Origin of the sequence: Pseudomonas sp. (assembly GCF_049645325.1) — a bacterium.
GTDB lineage: Bacteria > Pseudomonadota > Gammaproteobacteria > Pseudomonadales > Pseudomonadaceae > Aquipseudomonas.
Map to the genome: position 1 here is coordinate 1 of NZ_JBARTQ010000666.1, position 17649 is coordinate 17649.

The 17649-nt window shown below is 60.0% G+C and carries 18 protein-coding genes, 1 tRNA gene and 1 pseudogene; 6 read left to right on the top strand and 14 right to left on the bottom strand.

Annotated elements, in window-relative coordinates:
• The first annotated feature begins 185 nt into the window (after positions 1-185).
• A complete protein-coding gene (locus WBB95_RS28475) occupies positions 186-749 on the top strand; it encodes a hypothetical protein (protein ID WP_424490615.1) in 564 nt (187 codons plus the stop codon).
• Between the two features lie 637 nt (positions 750-1386).
• Here the strand turns inward: WBB95_RS28475 and WBB95_RS28480 are convergent.
• The 3 genes from WBB95_RS28480 to WBB95_RS28490 all read right to left on the bottom strand — a co-directional run bounded on the left by WBB95_RS28480 (position 1387) and on the right by WBB95_RS28490 (position 2856).
• Positions 1387-1584, bottom strand: coding sequence for a hypothetical protein (locus WBB95_RS28480; protein WP_424490616.1), 198 nt, complete (start codon positions 1582-1584; stop codon positions 1387-1389).
• Positions 1585-2062: 478 nt separating this feature from the next.
• Positions 2063-2413 carry a hypothetical protein gene (locus tag WBB95_RS28485; protein ID WP_424490617.1) on the bottom strand — a complete coding sequence of 117 codons (351 nt, stop codon included), beginning with the start codon at positions 2411-2413 and terminating at the stop codon, positions 2063-2065.
• Positions 2414-2499: 86 nt separating this feature from the next.
• A complete protein-coding gene (locus WBB95_RS28490; RefSeq protein WP_424490618.1) occupies positions 2500-2856 on the bottom strand; it encodes a VOC family protein in 357 nt (118 codons plus the stop codon).
• 196 nt (positions 2857-3052) lie between these two features.
• On the opposite strand from WBB95_RS28490, the gene WBB95_RS28495 reads away from it, so the two are divergent.
• A complete protein-coding gene (locus tag WBB95_RS28495) occupies positions 3053-3613 on the top strand; it encodes a fasciclin domain-containing protein (RefSeq protein ID WP_424490619.1) in 561 nt (186 codons plus the stop codon).
• A 220-nt stretch (positions 3614-3833) separates the two neighbouring features.
• A pseudogene (locus WBB95_RS28500) lies at positions 3834-3908 on the top strand (integrase); the annotation flags it as partial.
• 127 nt (positions 3909-4035) lie between these two features.
• On the opposite strand, the gene WBB95_RS28505 reads toward WBB95_RS28500, so the two are convergent.
• Positions 4036-4126 (bottom strand) — tRNA-Ser (locus WBB95_RS28505).
• 152 nt (positions 4127-4278) lie between these two features.
• Between WBB95_RS28505 and WBB95_RS28510 the strand changes: the two genes are divergently transcribed.
• Positions 4279-4950 carry a Bax inhibitor-1/YccA family protein gene (locus WBB95_RS28510; protein ID WP_424490620.1) on the top strand — a complete coding sequence of 224 codons (672 nt, stop codon included), beginning with the start codon at positions 4279-4281 and terminating at the stop codon, positions 4948-4950.
• Between the two features lie 60 nt (positions 4951-5010).
• Here WBB95_RS28510 and murB read toward each other — a convergent pair whose 3' ends face one another.
• The 8 genes from murB to WBB95_RS28550 form a co-directional block, all read right to left on the bottom strand.
• Positions 5011-6030, bottom strand: a complete 1020-nt coding sequence (gene murB / locus WBB95_RS28515) for a UDP-N-acetylmuramate dehydrogenase (RefSeq protein WP_424490621.1) — start codon at positions 6028-6030, stop codon at positions 5011-5013.
• Positions 6027-6491, bottom strand: a complete 465-nt coding sequence (locus WBB95_RS28520) for a low molecular weight protein-tyrosine-phosphatase (protein WP_424490622.1) — start codon at positions 6489-6491, stop codon at positions 6027-6029. The genes murB and WBB95_RS28520 overlap by 4 nt, the downstream gene beginning before the upstream one ends.
• Entirely contained in the window at positions 6491-7255 is a 765-nt protein-coding gene (gene kdsB / locus WBB95_RS28525; RefSeq protein ID WP_424490623.1) for a 3-deoxy-manno-octulosonate cytidylyltransferase, read from the bottom strand. The genes WBB95_RS28520 and kdsB overlap by 1 nt, the downstream gene beginning before the upstream one ends.
• Positions 7252-7437 carry a Trm112 family protein gene (locus WBB95_RS28530; RefSeq protein ID WP_003174668.1) on the bottom strand — a complete coding sequence of 62 codons (186 nt, stop codon included), beginning with the start codon at positions 7435-7437 and terminating at the stop codon, positions 7252-7254. Before WBB95_RS28530 ends, kdsB begins: the two co-directional genes overlap by 4 nt.
• A 23-nt stretch (positions 7438-7460) precedes the next feature.
• Positions 7461-8471 carry a tetraacyldisaccharide 4'-kinase gene (gene lpxK, locus WBB95_RS28535; RefSeq protein ID WP_424490624.1) on the bottom strand — a complete coding sequence of 337 codons (1011 nt, stop codon included), beginning with the start codon at positions 8469-8471 and terminating at the stop codon, positions 7461-7463.
• Positions 8471-8899: an ExbD/TolR family protein gene (locus tag WBB95_RS28540; RefSeq protein ID WP_424490625.1), complete on the bottom strand. Its 429-nt coding sequence runs from the start codon at positions 8897-8899 to the stop codon at positions 8471-8473. Before WBB95_RS28540 ends, lpxK begins: the two co-directional genes overlap by 1 nt.
• Positions 8896-9531 (bottom strand): MotA/TolQ/ExbB proton channel family protein, encoded by a 636-nt coding sequence (locus WBB95_RS28545; protein ID WP_424490626.1) that lies wholly within the window; start codon positions 9529-9531, stop codon positions 8896-8898. The genes WBB95_RS28540 and WBB95_RS28545 overlap by 4 nt, the downstream gene beginning before the upstream one ends.
• 109 nt (positions 9532-9640) lie before the next feature.
• Entirely contained in the window at positions 9641-11866 is a 2226-nt protein-coding gene (locus WBB95_RS28550) for a DNA internalization-related competence protein ComEC/Rec2 (protein WP_424490627.1), read from the bottom strand.
• 135 nt (positions 11867-12001) lie between these two features.
• Between WBB95_RS28550 and WBB95_RS28555 the strand changes: the two genes are divergently transcribed.
• On the top strand, positions 12002-12517 hold the full coding sequence (locus WBB95_RS28555) for a DUF2062 domain-containing protein (protein ID WP_424490628.1): 516 nt from the start codon (positions 12002-12004) through the stop codon (positions 12515-12517).
• A gap of 3 nt (positions 12518-12520) precedes the next feature.
• On the opposite strand, the gene WBB95_RS28560 is transcribed toward WBB95_RS28555, so the two are convergent.
• Entirely contained in the window at positions 12521-13879 is a 1359-nt protein-coding gene (locus WBB95_RS28560) for a histidine kinase sensor domain-containing protein (RefSeq protein WP_424490631.1), read from the bottom strand.
• The gene (locus tag WBB95_RS28565) at positions 13866-14594 is read right to left on the bottom strand and encodes a response regulator transcription factor (RefSeq protein ID WP_424490629.1); all 729 of its coding nucleotides are present in this window, start codon (positions 14592-14594) and stop codon (positions 13866-13868) included. The genes WBB95_RS28560 and WBB95_RS28565 overlap by 14 nt, the downstream gene beginning before the upstream one ends.
• Before the next feature lie 205 nt (positions 14595-14799).
• Here WBB95_RS28565 and WBB95_RS28570 point away from each other — a divergent pair, with 205 nt between their 5' ends.
• Complete coding sequence (locus WBB95_RS28570; protein WP_424490630.1) at positions 14800-17553, top strand: response regulator; 2754 nt, start codon at positions 14800-14802, stop codon at positions 17551-17553.
• The last annotated feature ends 96 nt before the right edge of the window (positions 17554-17649 follow it).

Consider the following 17649-nt stretch of genomic DNA (forward strand, 5'->3'; position numbering starts at 1 on the left):
TATGCACACGCATTTCACGCAGCTTTCACAGTTGGACGCCTAGTCTCAAATCAGCTCCTAAGTGAACACCTTTTAAGCCCGCGCCCCCATCGTGGGCTTTTCTTTGTCCGCGATTTGGTGTGCGGAACGAAAGCCTATAAATGCTTTAATGCGCGCGATCTCACCCCAGCAAAGGGAATTGGCTGATGAACAGATACGTCCTCTATTCACTGCTGGCGCTCGTCGCGGGCTGCAGCACAGGGCCTTATTTGGGCCCGGAATCCACCATAGGCCAAAACGCCCTGCTCTCACCCACCTGCCCCGGCGCACACGCTGCGCTGAGCGTTGCGCCGCAGTCTGCAGAGCTCGGTTGGGTTCGCGTGCTGGTGTACGTAGCGCCGCCGGGCGAACCGAGCTGGCCGGGCAACGTGAAATCAGCCGACTCGGAACTCCGCGTGTTCGCCCGCCTGTATAAACCAAGCCTGAACAACGGCGACATAGCGCTTTGGGTCAGCGCCGCGTCGCCTGAAGTGACCGTGCAATTGGCGTCCGGGCAGACCTACCAGGTCAGTGTCGAACGGTTGAAAACCGGGTTCGACCCCAAGGAAATCCGGAGCTCCAGCAGCAAGGGCACGCCCTTTGGCAAAGGCGACATGGACGACTTCACTTTGATCTTTCCGGACATCTTCGTGAATGGCGAGAAAGTCCCCATGGCGCCTATTCACTTCAAAAAGCGTGAAGAGCGTTATGCGCCGGTGCTTAATTGTTGAGTTGAGTCCGTTCTGCCCTTCAGATCCACATCATCTCTGGCCAATGCCGATTAGATGGGCAAGATAGAGCGCAGCCCGTCAACCAAGACCCGACCAACCCTCATTCAGCGGCGGGCCGAACGCTTGCATACATGATTTTCTCCCGGCAAAAAAACTGCTCAAAGCGCAATTCAATGGGTAACCTATGCGCTCAAGGCATGGAGGCATCTATGAAGTACAAAGCAATTCTTCTCCTTACCGCTGTGCTCGGCGGGTGTTCCGCATATAGCGAGCGAGGGAGCGAGGAAGGTGGCAGCAAGAACGGAAAAAATGGTGAATCTGTTAGATGTGACGCTTCGCCACCCAACCAACCTGGGTGTTACACGCCACGACCTTCGTGGAGTTGGTGGCCGTCCGAGAAAATCCGTTTGCGATTGGGGCCTGAATCCTGATCGATAGCTTTTTGATCGCGTTGCCACAGCTTGGCGATACTCAACGTAAGACCTGCTCAAGTTCGTCTGACGTCGAAATATCGCCATTCAGATTGCAACTACCGCATCTAAAGTCTTTCAACATTTGTAAATTCCTCTTGCTGAATAGCCCTTTCTTTAGGCGATAAAAACCCGACGCAGGGCCGGGTTCGTTGACGTGAAACTCATCAGTTGTCAGGGTGTTCGCTCGCTACCGAATCGGCTGCGTCCACATCCGACATATCCTCTTCGAGCGGTGCTTCATCCTCGGGCGGCAGTGGAATCTGGTCCTCATCACGCCGCGGATCATGACCTGCCTCGTTATCCGTGCCACGCGTCACGTGCTGTTGAGAAAGGTTGCCGGGTGCATTTTTATCAATATCCATGCTGACTCTCCGTTCTTACGCTCGGGATATCCGCGCTTAAACATGGGAGGCCCGCAGGTCGCGGTGAGTGCCTGGCAATGGACGAACGGCGAAGGCATAAAGGGCAAACGATCAGGATGATTCGCTGCCTGAAAATAACGAAGAGGGTTTACAGAAATTTCGGAACTCCTGCCATGTCAGCCACTTTCCCAACCAAACCCCGGAAACGCAAAAGCCCCGCTTTCGCGGGGCTCTCGTGTAAATCTTGGCGGGAAACCAGGGGTTCGAACCCTGGAGACGCTATTAACGTTCGCCGGCTTTCAAGACTGTCGATTAACTCAATAAAAACAGCCACTTAACTCGTAATGGTTTGCGCACTTGAGCGTCCATTGCTGCATTGTGGTCATGGGCAGATAACTGATGGCCAGTGCCGCCATTTGCTTTACTCCAGGTAATAAAAAAGCCCGCCGAAGCGAGCCTTGATTAAATTGATGCAGTGCTACAAGCAGCCTTGCAGCGCGGCCAGCCTTTTATTGGCGATCCAGTTTCTGACCACCACGTAATACTTTGCCTCTGAACCTGCCGCTTTGGGCTGGATATCAACGAAGTACTGAGTGCCCTCAGTGAACACCGTGTAGCCGGCATCTCGTCCCGGCTGGAGCGTTGCCCCAGGCGTCCCGCCAAAAACAGGTTGATTTTGCCATTCGTAGTGAACGCACTTGGCCAGCGCGGCATCGGACTTTTTCGAAACCAGGACCTTGTACGGCCCTTCCTGGCGCGCCTCATTCATCGTCGGCGCCATACACCCCGCCAGCATCACCACAGCTACCGCCGCTATCAAAATCCGCATGCCGTTCCCTCGTTGGTTTGGCGGGACTGTAGCACCGAGGGCCAGATGCAAAAAACCCAGCGCGGGGCTGGGCCAGCATCAAATGTCTATGTCTCTGCACTCCACACCGCCAGTTCATAGCCATCCGGATCAATGAAGTGAAACCTTTTACCTCCAGGAAACGAGAAAACCTCCCGGCTTATCGTGGCCCCTGCGGCACTGAGTCGACACTGAGTTTCCTCAAGATTATCCCCGTAAAGAATGATCAGCGGACCACCAGGCCGAACAGGCTCTCCAGTTGTGAATCCTCCAGTCAGCCTTCCATCGCTGAATTCGGTGTAGCTGGGCCCGTAGTCTACGAAGGTCCACCCAAATGCCGCACCATAGAAAGCTTTACTGCGCGGAATATCGCTAACGTTGAACTCGATGTTGTCGATCTGATGATCAGTTCCTCTGACACCCATAATTCACTTCCCTGTTGTAAAAAATGCCTAATCATGACTCGATCCTGTCCAGGCATCCAGTGTGGATGGAATGCCAGTGATAGCGACAGGCGTTGCGCTGTAAAAGCTATTTTTTGAAAAGGTGCATCCACTTTGATCGTTGGCTCGTAGATTCAATACCCTCACTCGGAGGGCATAAGAGCCAAGGAGATACATCATGCACGCCTTTTACAAAAAAATTGCTGCTGCCGCCTGCTTCGCGATTCTCTCCGTTACTGCAACTATCAGCTTTGCTGCCGACACGGTGATGGTCGGAGGCGCAGCGATGTACCCAAGCAAAACCATCGTGGAAAACGCAGTCAACTCAAAGGACCACACGACACTCGTAGCGGCAGTCAAAGCTGCCGGCCTGGTTGATACGCTCAACAGCAAAGGCCCTTTCACCGTATTCGCACCCACAAACGAAGCCTTTGCTAAGCTGCCAGCAGGTACCGTTGATACTCTGGTCAAGCCTGAGCACAAAGCCGACCTGACTAAAATTCTTACCTACCATGTCGTACCTGGTACTCACACATCGGCACAGCTGATGGCCGACGCCAAGAAGAATGGCGGCACCGTAGTGTTGAAAACAGTTCAAGGTGAGTCGCTGAATATTAAGCTACATGACGGCAAGCTGTGGGTGGTAGATGCCAAAGGCGGTAAGGCTAGTATCAGCATCGCTGACGTGATGCAGTCCAACGGCGTGATCCACGTTGTCGACTCGGTCCTGATGCCTTAAACGCTATTCACTCCCGGCGGACACAGGGTTTGCCGGGTATTCAGCCCTGTATAGAAACTTCAGTTACTGTCACTTCGAGGAGAGGCAATCTCGTCGCCGATTCTCTAAATGTACGCAAAACCAGCTGTACGATTCCTCAGTAACGCCTCTACACCCTACGACAGTAGCCTCCTGCCCTCATGCGAGGATTTGCCCAGTCCTTCGCCTGCAAGCCCAAGGACTGGGACACACGGACAAGCGCATTACCGAGACGGTTGATCGCCGTGTAGGAGAGATCGTGAAGCCGACCCGCTAGGGGTGAATTCGGCGCAGTTGCGGAAACTGCCTGAAATGATGCCGAAACGATCAGGTGTTTTACTCAAAGCGTTGCCGGAACCCGGAAACGCAAAAGCCCCGCTTTCGCGGGGCTCTCGTGTAAATCTTGGCGGGAAACCAGGGATTCGAACCCTGGAGACGCTATTAACGTCCGCCGGTTTTCAAGACCGGTGCATTCAACCACTCTGCCAATTTCCCTTTTGCATCACAGGATTATAGTAGCCCATCCTGTCTCAGCGGGCGCCATAATACCCGAATGAAACACACTGTCAAACTCTCGCCATGGCTTGTTACAGAGCGTCTGTTATGATCTTTGCGACTGAACGTTTCAAAACTGAAGGAGTGTCGCCATGCGCGAACAGAATTACGCAGTGAATGGTAACGCGCAGGCTGAGCAGCTTGAAGTCAGCCGCGTATTGCGCAACACCTATGGCTTGCTCGCCCTTACCCTCGCATTCAGCGGCGTGATGGCGTTCGTGGCGCAGCAAATGCGCGTTGGCTACCCGAATATCTTTGTCGTGTTGATCGGCTTCTACGGTCTGTTTTTCCTGACCAACAAGCTGCGTGACTCGGCCTGGGGCCTGGTGTCGGCGTTTGCCCTGACCGGTTTCATGGGTTTTATCCTCGGCCCGATCCTTAACCGTTACCTCGGCATGGCCGGCGGCGCGGAAGTGGTCAGCTCGGCGTTTGCCATGACTGCGCTGGTGTTTGGCGGTCTTTCGGCCTACGTGCTGATCAGCCGCAAGGACATGAGCTTCCTTGGTGGCTTCATTACCGCAGGCTTCTTCGTGTTGCTGGCGGCAGTGGTAGCTGGCATGTTCTTCCAGATCAGCGGCCTGCAGTTGGCGATCAGCGCCGGTTTCGTGCTGTTCTCCTCCGTCTGCATCCTGTTCCAGACCAGCGCCATCATCCATGGCGGTGAGCGCAACTACATCATGGCGACCATCAGCCTGTATGTATCGATCTACAACCTGTTCATCAGCCTGTTGCAGATCTTCGGCATCATGGGTCGCGATGACTGATTGTTAGCGGCATAAAAAAGCCCCGTATCGAAAGATACGGGGCTTTTTTATGCCTGGGGTTCAGTACCGGTTGGGTTCCATTTCCAGGTCGACCTTGAAGCGTTCGGCGATATCGCGCTGGATACGCTCCGCCAGGTTGGCAATGTCATGCCCGGTGGCTGCGCCATAGTTGACCAGCACCAGCGCCTGGAGCTTGTGCACGCCGGCGTCGCCTTCACGAAAGCCCTTCCAGCCGGCCTTATCGATCAGCCAGCCCGCAGCAAGCTTCATCTGCCCGTCTGGCTGCGGGTATGCCACCAGGTCCGGATATTGCGCTTGCAGTTCGCCAGCCAGCACCTGGGACACCAGCGGGTTCTTGAAGAAGCTCCCGGCGTTACCAAGCTCGGCAGGATCGGGCAATTTTTCGCGGCGGATGCTGCAGATAGCCCTGCTGACATCGCTGGGCGTCGCTTCGGTGATGCCCTGCGCGGCCAGGCGCTGCTGCACCGGGCCGTAGTCGAGTTTCAGGTGGCTGGCCCGGCTTAGCGCAAAACGGACGCGCAGGATCAACCAACGCCCGGTTTCGTGCTTGAACAGGCTGTCACGGTAGGCAAACTTGCACGCTTGCAGGTCGAAATCCCGCAGTTCGCCGGTCTGGCGATCCAATGCGGTCAGCCCTGCAAATACATCCTTGATCTCCACACCGTAGGCACCGATGTTCTGCATCGGTGCTGCACCGACGGTGCCGGGAATCAGGCTTAGGTTTTCCAGGCCGCAAAAACCGTTTTCCAGGGTCCACAGCACAAACGGGTGCCAGGCTTCGCCCGCTTCGGCCTCGACTACCACCTGCTGACCATCGTCCTGCAGCACCCGAATGCCCTGGGTGGCCATACGCAGCACCAGCGCCGGAATGTCCTGGGTCAACAGCAGGTTGCTGCCACCACCGATCACCAGCAGCGGCAGCGCGTGTGCGGCCGCATAGGCCAGGGCTTCACGGACGTCGGCGTCGCTGTGTGCCTCGGCGAACAGCTGGGCGCGCACGTCGATGCCAAAGCTGTTGAATGGCTTGAGCGATACCTGCGCAAGCACTTGCAAGGTCATAACCGCCCCTTCAATTCGATTACCAATAAATCACAAGCTTGCTCGATCAGGTCCAGGACCCGTTCAAAGCCTTGTTCGCCTTCGTAGTAAGGGTCTGGCACTTCGTCCACTTCGGCGTCATACCGGCGCAGGAATAAGTCCAACTGTGCCTTGCCCTGCCCCGGCTGCATGGCCTTGAGGTTGCGCAAGTTGCTGTGGTCCATGGCCAGGATCAGGTCGTAACGCGCGAAGTCAGCGCGGGAGACCTGTTGGGCACGCTGGGCCGACAAGTCATAACCACGCGCCAGCGCTGCTTGCTGGCTACGCCGGTCCGGTGGGTTGCCGACATGCCACTCGCCAGTCCCGGCAGACGCCACTTCGACCTGGCCAGCCAAGCCTGCTTCGCGCAATTTGTGGCGCAACACGCCTTCAGCAGTCGGCGAGCGGCAGATATTGCCGAGGCAGACAAACAGAACTTCCATCAAGCCCCCAGCAAACGACGGACGCGCTCAAGGTCTTCCGGGGTGTCGACACCCGCCGGCGGTGCTTCCAGCGCGTCGCCCACATGGATACGTACGCCGTGCCACAGGGCGCGCAGTTGCTCCAGGGACTCGGTGTTTTCGAGCCAGCACGGGCCCCAGCTGACGAAGTCATGCAAAAAACCAGCGCGATAGGCGTAAATGCCGATGTGGCGGCGGTACGGCACGCCCTCGGGCAAGACGTCGGGGTTCCTGGCGAAGGCATCTCGCGCCCAAGGCAGGGTCGAACGGCTGAACGTCAGCGCCAGGCCATTGATGTCGCTGACCACCTTCACCACGTTCGGGTTGAACAGGGTTGCGATGTCTTCGATGGGTTCGGCCAGGGTCGCCATGCGCGCTTCGCCATGCGCTGCCAGGTTAGCGGCCACCTGGTCGATCACGCTCGGCGGAATCAGCGGCTCATCGCCCTGCACGTTGACCACGATGGCATCGGGTGCCAGGCCCAGGTGCGTAGCGACTTCCGCCAGACGGTCGGTGCCGGAGTTATGGTCTTCGCGGGTCAGCACCGCTTCGGCGCCAAAGCCCTTGCAGGCTTCGATGATGCGCGGGTCATCAGTGGCAACCACGACCCGTTCGGCGCTGCTTTTACAGGCCTGCTCCCACACCAGCTGGATCATCGGCTTATTGCCGATCAACTGCAGCGGTTTGCCCGGCAGGCGGGTCGATGCGTAGCGGGAGGGAATGACAACGGTAAAGGCGGTGGTCATTTATCCAGGCGCTCATCGGTGGTCAGGGTGCGGGCTTCGCTTTCCAGCATCACCGGAATGCCATCACGGATCGGGTAAGCCAGGCCGGCGCCCTTGCTGATCAGCTCGGTTTTGTCGGCGCTGAGCTTGAGCGGGCCTTTGCAGATGGGGCAAGCAAGGATATCGAGCAGTTTGGTGTCCATGACGGTTTCCTGGAAAAAAGCGTTTAAGGCAAAAGACGGGCGGGCAACAGACGCATCAGTTGCGTATCGAACCAGGCAACAAATGCCGGCGACGGTACCGCATCCACCGCAAGGTACCACCAGTCGGGCCTGGCAAAGGCGCGGCACTTCACCGCGTCTTTTTCGGTCATGACCAGCGGTAATGACGGCGTAAAACTCAAGACCTCCGCGCTGTAGGGCGCGTGGTCGGCAAAAGCATGAGGTATTGGCTGCCAGTGTAGCGTTTCAAGGGTAGTGAAGAAACGTTGCGGGTTGCCGATGCCGGCGACCGCATGCACTTGCTGGCCGGCCGGAAAGTAATCGACTGGCTGGCGCTCGCCGGTACTCAAGTTGACCAACGCCGTGGGCTTCAGGCGGAAGGCAAAGCCGTCCTCGCGGTCCGATTCGGCGCCGTTGTAAAGCAGCGCATCGACACTCTGCAAACGCTCAACCGGCTCACGCAGCGGCCCGGCAGGCAGGCAGCGCCGGTTGCCCAGGCCGCGCGCGGCGTCGATCAGCACCAGTTCAAGGTCGCGGGCCAGCCGGTAATGCTGCAGCCCGTCGTCGGACAGGATCAGGTCAAGCGGCTCGCTGGCCAGCAACGCCTGCACGGCGCGACTGCGGTCAGGATCAATCATCAGCGGCACGCCGCTGCGTTGCACGATCAGCAACGGTTCGTCGCCCGCCACTTCGGCAGGCTGATCGGCCTGGACGCGCCATGGCAACTGCGGCGGCTTGGCGCCATACCCGCGACTGACGACCCCGACACGCAAGCCACTGCGGCGGCAATGCTCGATCAGCCACAGAATCAACGGCGTCTTGCCGGTGCCGCCCACAGTGATGTTACCGACCACCACCACCGGCACTGGCGATTGATAGATGTCGCCCTCGCCCGCCAGGAAGCGCGCGCGTTTGCGCTGCACCACGCGGCGATAAAGGGACTCCAATGGCTGCAGGAGTGTGAGCGCCGGATGGCCCTCGTACCAGGCCTTGAGCAAACGATCGGAGAGGGCCATCAGGGTGGGCTCGCCGCCTCGACGGTGGTCATGCGCAGATGGCTGAAGCCCAGCTTGCCGGCGGCGTCCATCGCGGTGATCACGGCTTGGTGCTGGGTCTTGCCATCGGCACTGATGGACAGCGGCAAGTTGGTATCGCCAGCGGACTCTTTCTGCAGCGCCGCCATCAGGCTGGTGAGGTCGTTTTTCTCCAGCAACTGGTTATTCACCGAAAACACGCCGTCGGCACTGATCGCAATGTCCAGTTGCTTGGTGGCCTGATCCTCGGCTGGCGAGCCGCTCACCGCTTCCGGCAGGTCGACGCGCAGCTGCGTTTGCCGGGTGAAGGTGGTGGTGACGACAAAAAACAGCAGCAGGATAAACACCACGTCGATCAGCGACGCGAGGTTGATATCAACATTTTCCCGTTGCTTGCGGCGAAATTTCACGCTCGGCCCTCGACCAGGTCCACATCACGATCGCCCTGCACCACTTCCACCAGTTTGATGGCTTCCTGCTCCATGCCGACCACCAATTCGTCGATGCGTCGTTGCAGGAAACGGTGGAAGAACACCGAGGGAATACCGACCATCAGGCCTGCTGCCGTAGTGATCAACGCCTTGGAAATGCCACCCGCCAGCACGGCGGCGTTGGTGGTCATGCCTGAGCCCATGAACGAGCTGAAAATGTCGATCATGCCCAGTACCGTCCCGAGCAAGCCGAGCAACGGCGCCATGGCCGCGATGGTGCCGAGCGCATTGATGTAGCGCTCCATTTCATGGATGACCCGGGCGGCGGCCTCCTCAATGCACTCCTTCATGATCTCGCGACCATGCTTGGAGTTGGCCAGGCCTGCAGCGAGGATTTCACCCAGGGGCGAATTGGCACGCAGCTCCTTGAGCTTGTCCTTGTCCAACTGCTTGTTCTTGATCCAGCCCCAGACTTGCCCCAACAAATGCTCAGGGGTGATGCGGCTGGCGCGCAGGGTCCACAGGCGTTCGGCAACGATGCCGAGTGCGGCGATGGAGCTCAAGATGATCGGCAACATCATCCAGCCGCCGGATTTGACCAATTCCCACACAGTGAATGTCCCCTCGAAAAAGTGCGCCACTTTACCATATAGGTTCAGTCGCGGGGTTCGTCCGCCCTCGACCCGCCCGTCGCAGGCCCAGGTCTTTGGTAACGCTGGATTACGGTAACGCTTCGCGCCAGAAACGGCGTTGACTGCGCGCAACAATGGGTGGTTCAAACGCGCCCAATTGCACGCGCACGGCGCCCAGTTCGGCGCTGTCATACACGCGGCTGCCCAATGCCTGATAACGCGCCATCACCTGCGGGTGGGGATGCCCAAAGGCGTTACCACGGCCACGGGAAATCAGCACCGCCCCAGGCGCAAGCTGGCGCAAAAAGGGTTCGGATGAAGAACTGCGACTGCCGTGGTGCGGGGCTTGCAGCCAATCGGTGCGTACTGCCAGGGATGACGCCAGGAAAGCCTGTTCGGCGGCGCGGTCGATGTCGCCGGTCAGCAGCAGGCGTTCGCCGTTCGCCTCTACCTGCAACACACAAGACTTCGGATTGCTGCTACCGGCTCCAGGCCACTGCCAGAGTTCAAAAGAGACGCCATCCCACGCCCATCGCTCACCGCTGACGCAGGCTTGAGTGTCAAGAATCGCGGGCAAACCCTCGGTTTCCCCACCGATGACCCGCACCACCGGCAGCCCGCGGGCAACCGCCGCTGCGCCGCCGGCGTGATCGGCGTGGGCATGGCTGAGCACCATCATGTCCAACGCGCTTATCCCGAGGTTTCTCAACGATGGCAGAACAACGCGTGCGCCGAGGTCAATCGCGCCCGAACGTGGCCCCGCGTCATAGAGCAAGGTGTGATGGCGTGTACGCAGGACCACCGCCAAGCCCTGGCCGACGTCCAATTGCGTGACATCTACTTGCCCATTTGGCACCGTCTCCCGTGGCGGGAAGACCGCCAGCAACAGCATCGGCCAACCCAGCAACCGAAACGGCACGCCCTTGGGCAGCAGCAATAACACCGCGCCCGCCACACTCACCAGCCAAAAACCCACAGGCACCTGCGCCGGTATCCAGGCCGACCGCTGCCCGGCTAACAGTGTCAAACCACGGAACAACCCCTCCAGCGCCCCGCCGGCAAGCCACAACAGGCCCTCGCCCCCCCATGGCACCGCCAGCAGTGCAGTCCCCAACAATGCCAAAGGCAACACCACCAGGCTGATCCACGGCACGGCAAACAGATTGGCAACCGGCGCAGTGAGACTGATCGGCAACCCCAGCACCAGCAATACAGGCATCAGGCCGAGGGCGATCAGCCATTGCGGGCGCGTCCATAGCTGCCAGACACTCCAAGGCCCCAAGCGCCCGCCGAACGCCAGGACCAGCACCGCAACCGCCGTGAACGACAACCAGAACCCCGGCTGCAAACTGGCCAATGGTTCCAGGACCAGCACGCCGTTGAGCGCCAACAACAGCGGCAACCAGACGCCTAGGTGGCGAAAACGCACACGCCAGAGCAAGACCAGCCCGACCATGACGCATGCCCGTTGTACCGGTACACCGAACCCCGCCAGCAGGCCGTAGCCCAGCGCAGCAGCAAAGGCGAGCCCACACGCCCACGGCAACCAAGGCAAGGCGCGAGGCCAGCAACCGTAACGCGCCAACCCCGCGACCAACCCGTAGATCAGCCCCGCCAACAACCCGATGTGCTGGCCGGAAATGACCAACAGGTGCACCGTGCCGGTGTCTTGCAATACTTGCCAGTCGTCGGCGCCCAGCCCCGAGCCGTCCCCCAGCACCAAGGCTGCCACAGCAGCTTCACGGCCTTGCGCATCCGCCGCCAATAGCCGCTGGCGCACCGGGTCGCGCCAGGCATTTCGCGCCGGTGCAAGGCGCTCGCCATCCTTTACCGAACCCATGGCACCGATACGCTGCGCCAGCAACCAGGCTTCATAGTCGAACCCATAAAAATTGAGCAACCCCGACGGCCGCTTGAGCGACAGCGCCAGGCGCCAACGTTCGCCGCTGTGCACCAGTGGGCCACCATGCCAGGACACCCGGATGCGTTTGGGTAACCGGGCATGGCGCGACCGGCCGTCGGCCAGTTCGAAGCGTACAGCGGTCTCCGTTCGCTGCGGCAAGCCGACCACACGCCCTTCCACCCAGCGCGTCTGCCCGTCCAGCGCGGGATTGAGGCGGTCGTCCAACGCCCATTGCGCGCTCATGCACGCCCAGCTCAGCCCCAGCAGGAAAAGCGCCAGCGGATAGGTACGAAAAGGCAACAGCATCAATGCCAGTACCAACGCGGCCAGCAGCCAGCCGGTCGGCGGCAATGCGGGCAGAAATCGCAGCGCGAGCAAGCCAAGCCCGAGTGCGAACATCCCTGTTCTCATGAATCATCCTTTTCAAGTGATCCACTCAGTCTTAGTCGGCCGTACGGCGTGGACTATGATGTTTTGTCACAAAGTCTGAATTTTCTGTTTATAGAATGCGGGCATACTTGACCCTCGAACTGACCTGGACCCCTTATGCCCCGGCGCTTATTCAAACGGTACATGCCCGACCCCAGCAGTATCAGGGAACACAAGTCATTACAGTTTCTCGGCACGCTGCTGCATGACCCCAACCTCTGGCACCTGAACCGGCACTCCGTCGCGCGCGCCATGGCGGTGGGCCTGTTCGCAGCCTTTATCCCGATTCCGTTGCAGATGTTGCTGGCGGCAGTGCTGGCCATCGCCGTGCGCGGCAATATGCCCATCGCCGTCAGCCTGGTGTGGCTGACCAACCCGATCACCATGCCGGTGGTGTTCATCTGCACCTACATGACGGGCGCGTGGCTGATGAATGTGCCCCCACGCAGCCTGCCCGACAACCTGACCTGGGAATGGATCAGCGGCCAGTTGAGTACGCTGTGGCAGCCGTTCCTGCTGGGTTCTGTGGTGCTGGGGCTGGTGCTGGGCGCGCTGGGCTACTGCATGACCATGGGCTATTGGCGCTGGTGGGTTGCGCGCCAATGGAAGAAGCGCAAACAGCGTCGCACGTGAAGGCTAACGGGCCAACAGCCGAAGGTGTACCCGCAAACCCCGGCCAGTATTCTCCGCCCATAAACGCCCACCCTGACGTTGTACAGCATTACGGGCGATGCTCAGCCCAAGGCCAAAACCGCCGTCTCCGGGCCGCGACCCTTCCAGACGGGTAAATGGCGCAAAGATTCGCTCCAGGTCCTGTTCATCAATGCCGCCGCCCTGATCTTCCAGCCAAAGGTGCCAATAATCACCCTCACGGCGCCCGTCGAGTTTTACCAGACCGTGCGCGGGAGAATGCCGAATGGCGTTGCGCAGGATATTTTCCAGGGCCTGGGCCAGCGCATTGAGGTTGCCGCGTACCCAACAGTCCGCCGGCAACAGACACGGCAAACGCGACGCAGGCCAATCACTTTCAAAGCAGGCGTTTTCCCGCAGCATGTCCCACAAAGCCTGTAACTGAATATCCTCATTGGGCAGCGGCGCGCGCTCGCTGTCGAGCCAGGCGAGTTGCAGGCTGTCTTCGACCAATCGCTGCATGGCGTCGATTTCACGGTCCAATCGCTCCCGCAATTGCGCAAGGTCTTGCTCACTGTCGCAGGCCACGCGCAACCGGGTCAGGGGCGTGCGCAATTCGTGGGACATGTCGCGCAGCAACTGTTGCTGCAAAACCACGGTGCCCTGCAACCGCTCGGACATGTGGTCGAACGCCCGGCCCAACTCCCCCAACTCATCCTTGCGGCTGGTGGCTTCGTGGGACATGCGCGTATTCAACTGGTCGGCACGCCAGGCGTTGGCCTGCTCGCGCAGTTGGTTGAGGGGCATGATCAGCAGCCGATAGAGGCCGATACACAGAAACAGGGTGAACAGACCGGGAATCACGCCATTGGTCACCATCCGCCAGAACAACTGGTAGCGCCCCGGCATAAAGCGTTTCGGTAACTCGATCACCAGCGAACCCGCGTCGGGGTTTATTGGAAACGCAATTTTCAGCCACGGCAGGCCTTTGACATGCCGACTGACCGGCCAATCCAACCCGCGCAGAAAGGTCAGGCGCTGGCTCTCCTTATCGCTCAAGGGCGCACTGCTGAGGGATTGCAGATCATTGCCGATCACGCCGATCCAGGTGCTTTCGCGCTTGGCCATCACCTGCAGCCAGGCGTCCACCCCGGCACTGCCCTGGGTACTCCACGCCAATTCGGCGCCCGCGGCGTAGGCGCGCAGGATCTCGCGGGACTCGTCGGCCACGTAGGCGTTCTGCTCTTCCATGTAGCGGCCCCAGGACCAACTGAGCCAGATCATCAGCAAACAGAAGGCAATCAGCAGGCAGGCGAGTTTCCAGAATAACGAGTGCCGGCCCGGCAGCCGCTCAAAGCCCTTCATCATGACCGCTCAGCACGTAGCCCTTGCCCCACACCGTGCGCACCTCGCGCTCGTGGTAGCCAATGGCCTTGAGCTTGCGGCGAATCTGACTGATGTGCATGTCGAGGCTGCGATCGTGAGGGGCATAACCGCGCTGCAACACATGCTGATAAAGAAACGCCTTGCTGAGCACTTCATCCGCATTGCGGTGCAAGGTTTCCAGCAGGCGATATTCACTGCGGGTCAGCCCCGCCCACTGCGCCTGGTAGAAAACGTCACACAACTCATCGTCAAAACGCAGCGCACGTGAATCGTCACGCAGCGCCAACCGGCTTGGCTGTGGCCTGCGGTCGAGAGCAACACGGCGCAGGATGGCTTCGATGCGCACCCGCAGCTCAATCATGCTGAACGGCTTGGGCAGGTAGTCGTCCGCGCCCAGGCGAAAGCCGCTGATACGATCCGCCTCGGCGCCCAGGGCTGACATCAAAATCACCGGGATCGAATGGCTCTCGCGCAAATGCGTCAGGATCGACAACCCGTCCAGACCCGGCAACAGGATATCCATCAACACCACGTCGAACGCTTGGTCGCGGGCCATTTGCAGGCCTTGCTGGCCATTCTGGCACCAGGTCACCTGAAAACCACAGCGGCCCAGGTGCTCGTGGACATAGGCGCCCAGCACGGGGTCATCTTCGATGGTGAGGATACTGGGTAGGCCAACTGCTGCGGGATTCATTAGCGTCTGCAAGTCATTCTCAATGACTGATTATTCAAGATTAAAAGGCGACAGGCAATCGCCGGCCGGCAGCCAATGGCCCGAAGATTGCGGTATGTCATTAATTTGCAAGATTCTGCGCCGTGCAAATGGCTACACTGCGCAGGTGGCGCGGGCCGGATGCCCGAGCGGATAATTGATAACAATGTGGTAGCAGGAGAGTGGCGTGCTTAGAAGAATGGGGATAAAAGGCCGCGTACTGTTGCTGACCTTATTACCGACCAGCCTGATGGCCTTGTTGTTGGGGGGCTATTTCACCTGGATGCAGCTCTCGGAATTGCAGACGCAGTTGCTGCAACGCGGGGAAATGATTGCCGAGCAACTGGCGCCACTGGTGGCACCGGCCCTGAGCGCGAAGAACACCGACCTGCTGGAGCGCATTGCCACACAGTCGCTTGAGCAACCGGACGTGCGCGCCGTTTCGTTTCTCGCACCCGACCGCTCGCCCCTGGCCCACGCCGGCCCGACCATGCTCAACCAGCCGCCCGTTGGCAACAGTTCACACCTGCTGCAGCGCACCGGCAATGATGCCACCCGCTATCTGCTGCCGGTATTTGGCCGACATCGCAACCTCGCCGGCGAGTTGATCCCCGATGAAGCCGACCGCCTGCTGGGCTGGGTCGAAGTCGAGCTGTCCCACAATGGCATGCTGTTGCGCGGCTACCGCAGCCTGTTCGCCAGCCTGCTGCTGATCGCCGTTGGCCTGATCTGCACCGCGGCCCTGGCGCTGCGCATCAGCCGCACGATCAACTCGCCGATCGGCCAGATCAAGCAAGCCGTGGCCCAGCTCAAGGACGGCAACCTGGAAACCCGCTTGCCACCCTTGGGCAGCCAGGAGTTGGACCAATTGGCCTCGGGTATCAACCGCATGGCCGAAACCCTGCAAAACGCCCAGGAAGAACTGCAGCACAGCATCGACCAGGCCACCGAAGACGTGCGCCAGAACCTGGAGACCATCGAGATCCAGAACATCGAGCTGGACCTGGCGCGTAAAGAAGCCTTGGAGGCGAGCCGCATCAAGTCGGAGTTCCTGGCCAATATGAGCCATGAAATCCGCACCCCGCTCAATGGCATCCTGGGTTTTACCCACCTGTTGCAAAAAAGCGAGCTGTCGCCGCGCCAGCTGGATTACCTGGGCACCATCGAAAAATCCGCCGACAACCTGTTAGGCATCATCAACGAAATCCTCGACTTCTCGAAAATCGAAGCCGGCAAGCTGGTGCTCGACAGCGTGCCGTTCAACCTGCGCGACCTGCTGCAAGACACCTTGACCATCCTCGCCCCTGCCGCCCACGCCAAGCAGCTCGAACTGGTCAGCCTGGTGTACCGCGACACGCCGCTGGCGCTGGTGGGCGACCCGCTGCGCCTCAAGCAAATCCTCACCAACCTGATCAGCAATGCCATCAAGTTCACCCGTGAAGGCACCATTGTTGCCCGGGCGATGGTCGAGGATGAACAGGAGGACAGCGTGCAGTTGCGCATCAGCGTGCAAGACACCGGCATCGGTTTGTCCAACCAGGACGTGCGCGCGCTGTTCCAAGCGTTCAGCCAGGCCGATAACTCGCTGTCACGCCAACCCGGCGGCACCGGGCTGGGCCTGGTGATTTCCAAACGCTTGATCGAGCAGATGGGCGGTGAAATCGGCGTCGACAGCACACCGGGCGAAGGCTCGGAATTCTGGATCAGCCTGAGCCTGCCCAAAACCCGCGACGACGTCGACGACTTGCCCAGCGCGCCACTGCTGGGTCGCCGCGTGGCCGTGCTGGAAAACCACGAACTGGCGCGCCAGGCCCTGCAGCACCAATTGGAAGACTGCGGCCTGGAAGTCACGCCGTTCAATACCCTGGAAAGCTTGACCAACGGCATCACCAGCGCCCACCAGACCGAACAGGCGATTGACCTGGCGGTACTCGGCGTCACCGCCAATGACATTCCGCCCGAGCGCCTCAACCAGCATTTGTGGGACCTTGAACACCTGGGCTGCAAAGTGCTGGTGCTGTGCCCGACCACCGAACAGATGCTGTTCAACCAGTCGGTGCCCAACCCCAACAGCCAATTGCAGGCCAAGCCGGCGTGTACACGCAAGTTGCGCCGCGCCCTGGCCGACCTGATCAGCCCGCGCCCGTTGCGCAGCGAGCCGGGTGAACCACTGTCCAGCCGTGCACCACGCGTGCTGTGCGTAGACGACAACCCGGCCAACCTGCTGCTGGTGCAAACCTTGCTCGAAGACATGGGCGCCAAGGTCCAGGCCGTGGAAAGTGGCTATGCCGCCATCGACGCGGTGAAGCAGGAAACCTTCGACCTGGTGCTGATGGACGTGCAAATGCCGGGCATGGATGGCCGCCAAAGCACCGAGGCGATCCGCCAGTGGGAAAGCGAGCGCCACGGTACGCCGCTGCCGGTAGTCGCCCTCACCGCCCACGCCATGGCCAATGAAAAACGCGCGTTGCTGCAAAGCGGCATGGACGACTACCTGACCAAACCTATCAGCGAGCGGCAATTGGCCCAGGTGGTATTGAAATGGACCGGCCTGGCCTTGCGCAATCAAGGCCCGGAACGCAGCACCGACAACATTGGCCCCGGCGTGCAACTGCTGGTGCTGGACCACGAGGAAGGCCTGCGCCTGGCGGCCAACAAGACCGACCTGGCCGCCGACATGCTTGCCATGCTGCTGGCCTCGCTGGAAGCCGACCGCCTGGCCATCAACGTCGCCCGCGAAGCCAAGGACAACAACGCGCTGATCGAACGTGTGCATCGCCTGCACGGCGCCACCCGCTACTGCGGCGTGCCGCAATTGCGTGCAGCCTGCCAGCGCGCTGAAACGCTGCTCAAGCAGGACGATGCCAAGGCCGTCGCGGCACTGGACGAACTGGACATGGCCATCGCCCGGCTGGCCAGCGAAGCGCGAGTCAGCGTTTGACCCGACTTTATGGGCGCGGGCTTTTGTGGGAGGGGGCTTGCTCCCGAATGCGCCGGGTCAGCCGATACATGTGCTGATTGATACACCGCATTCGGG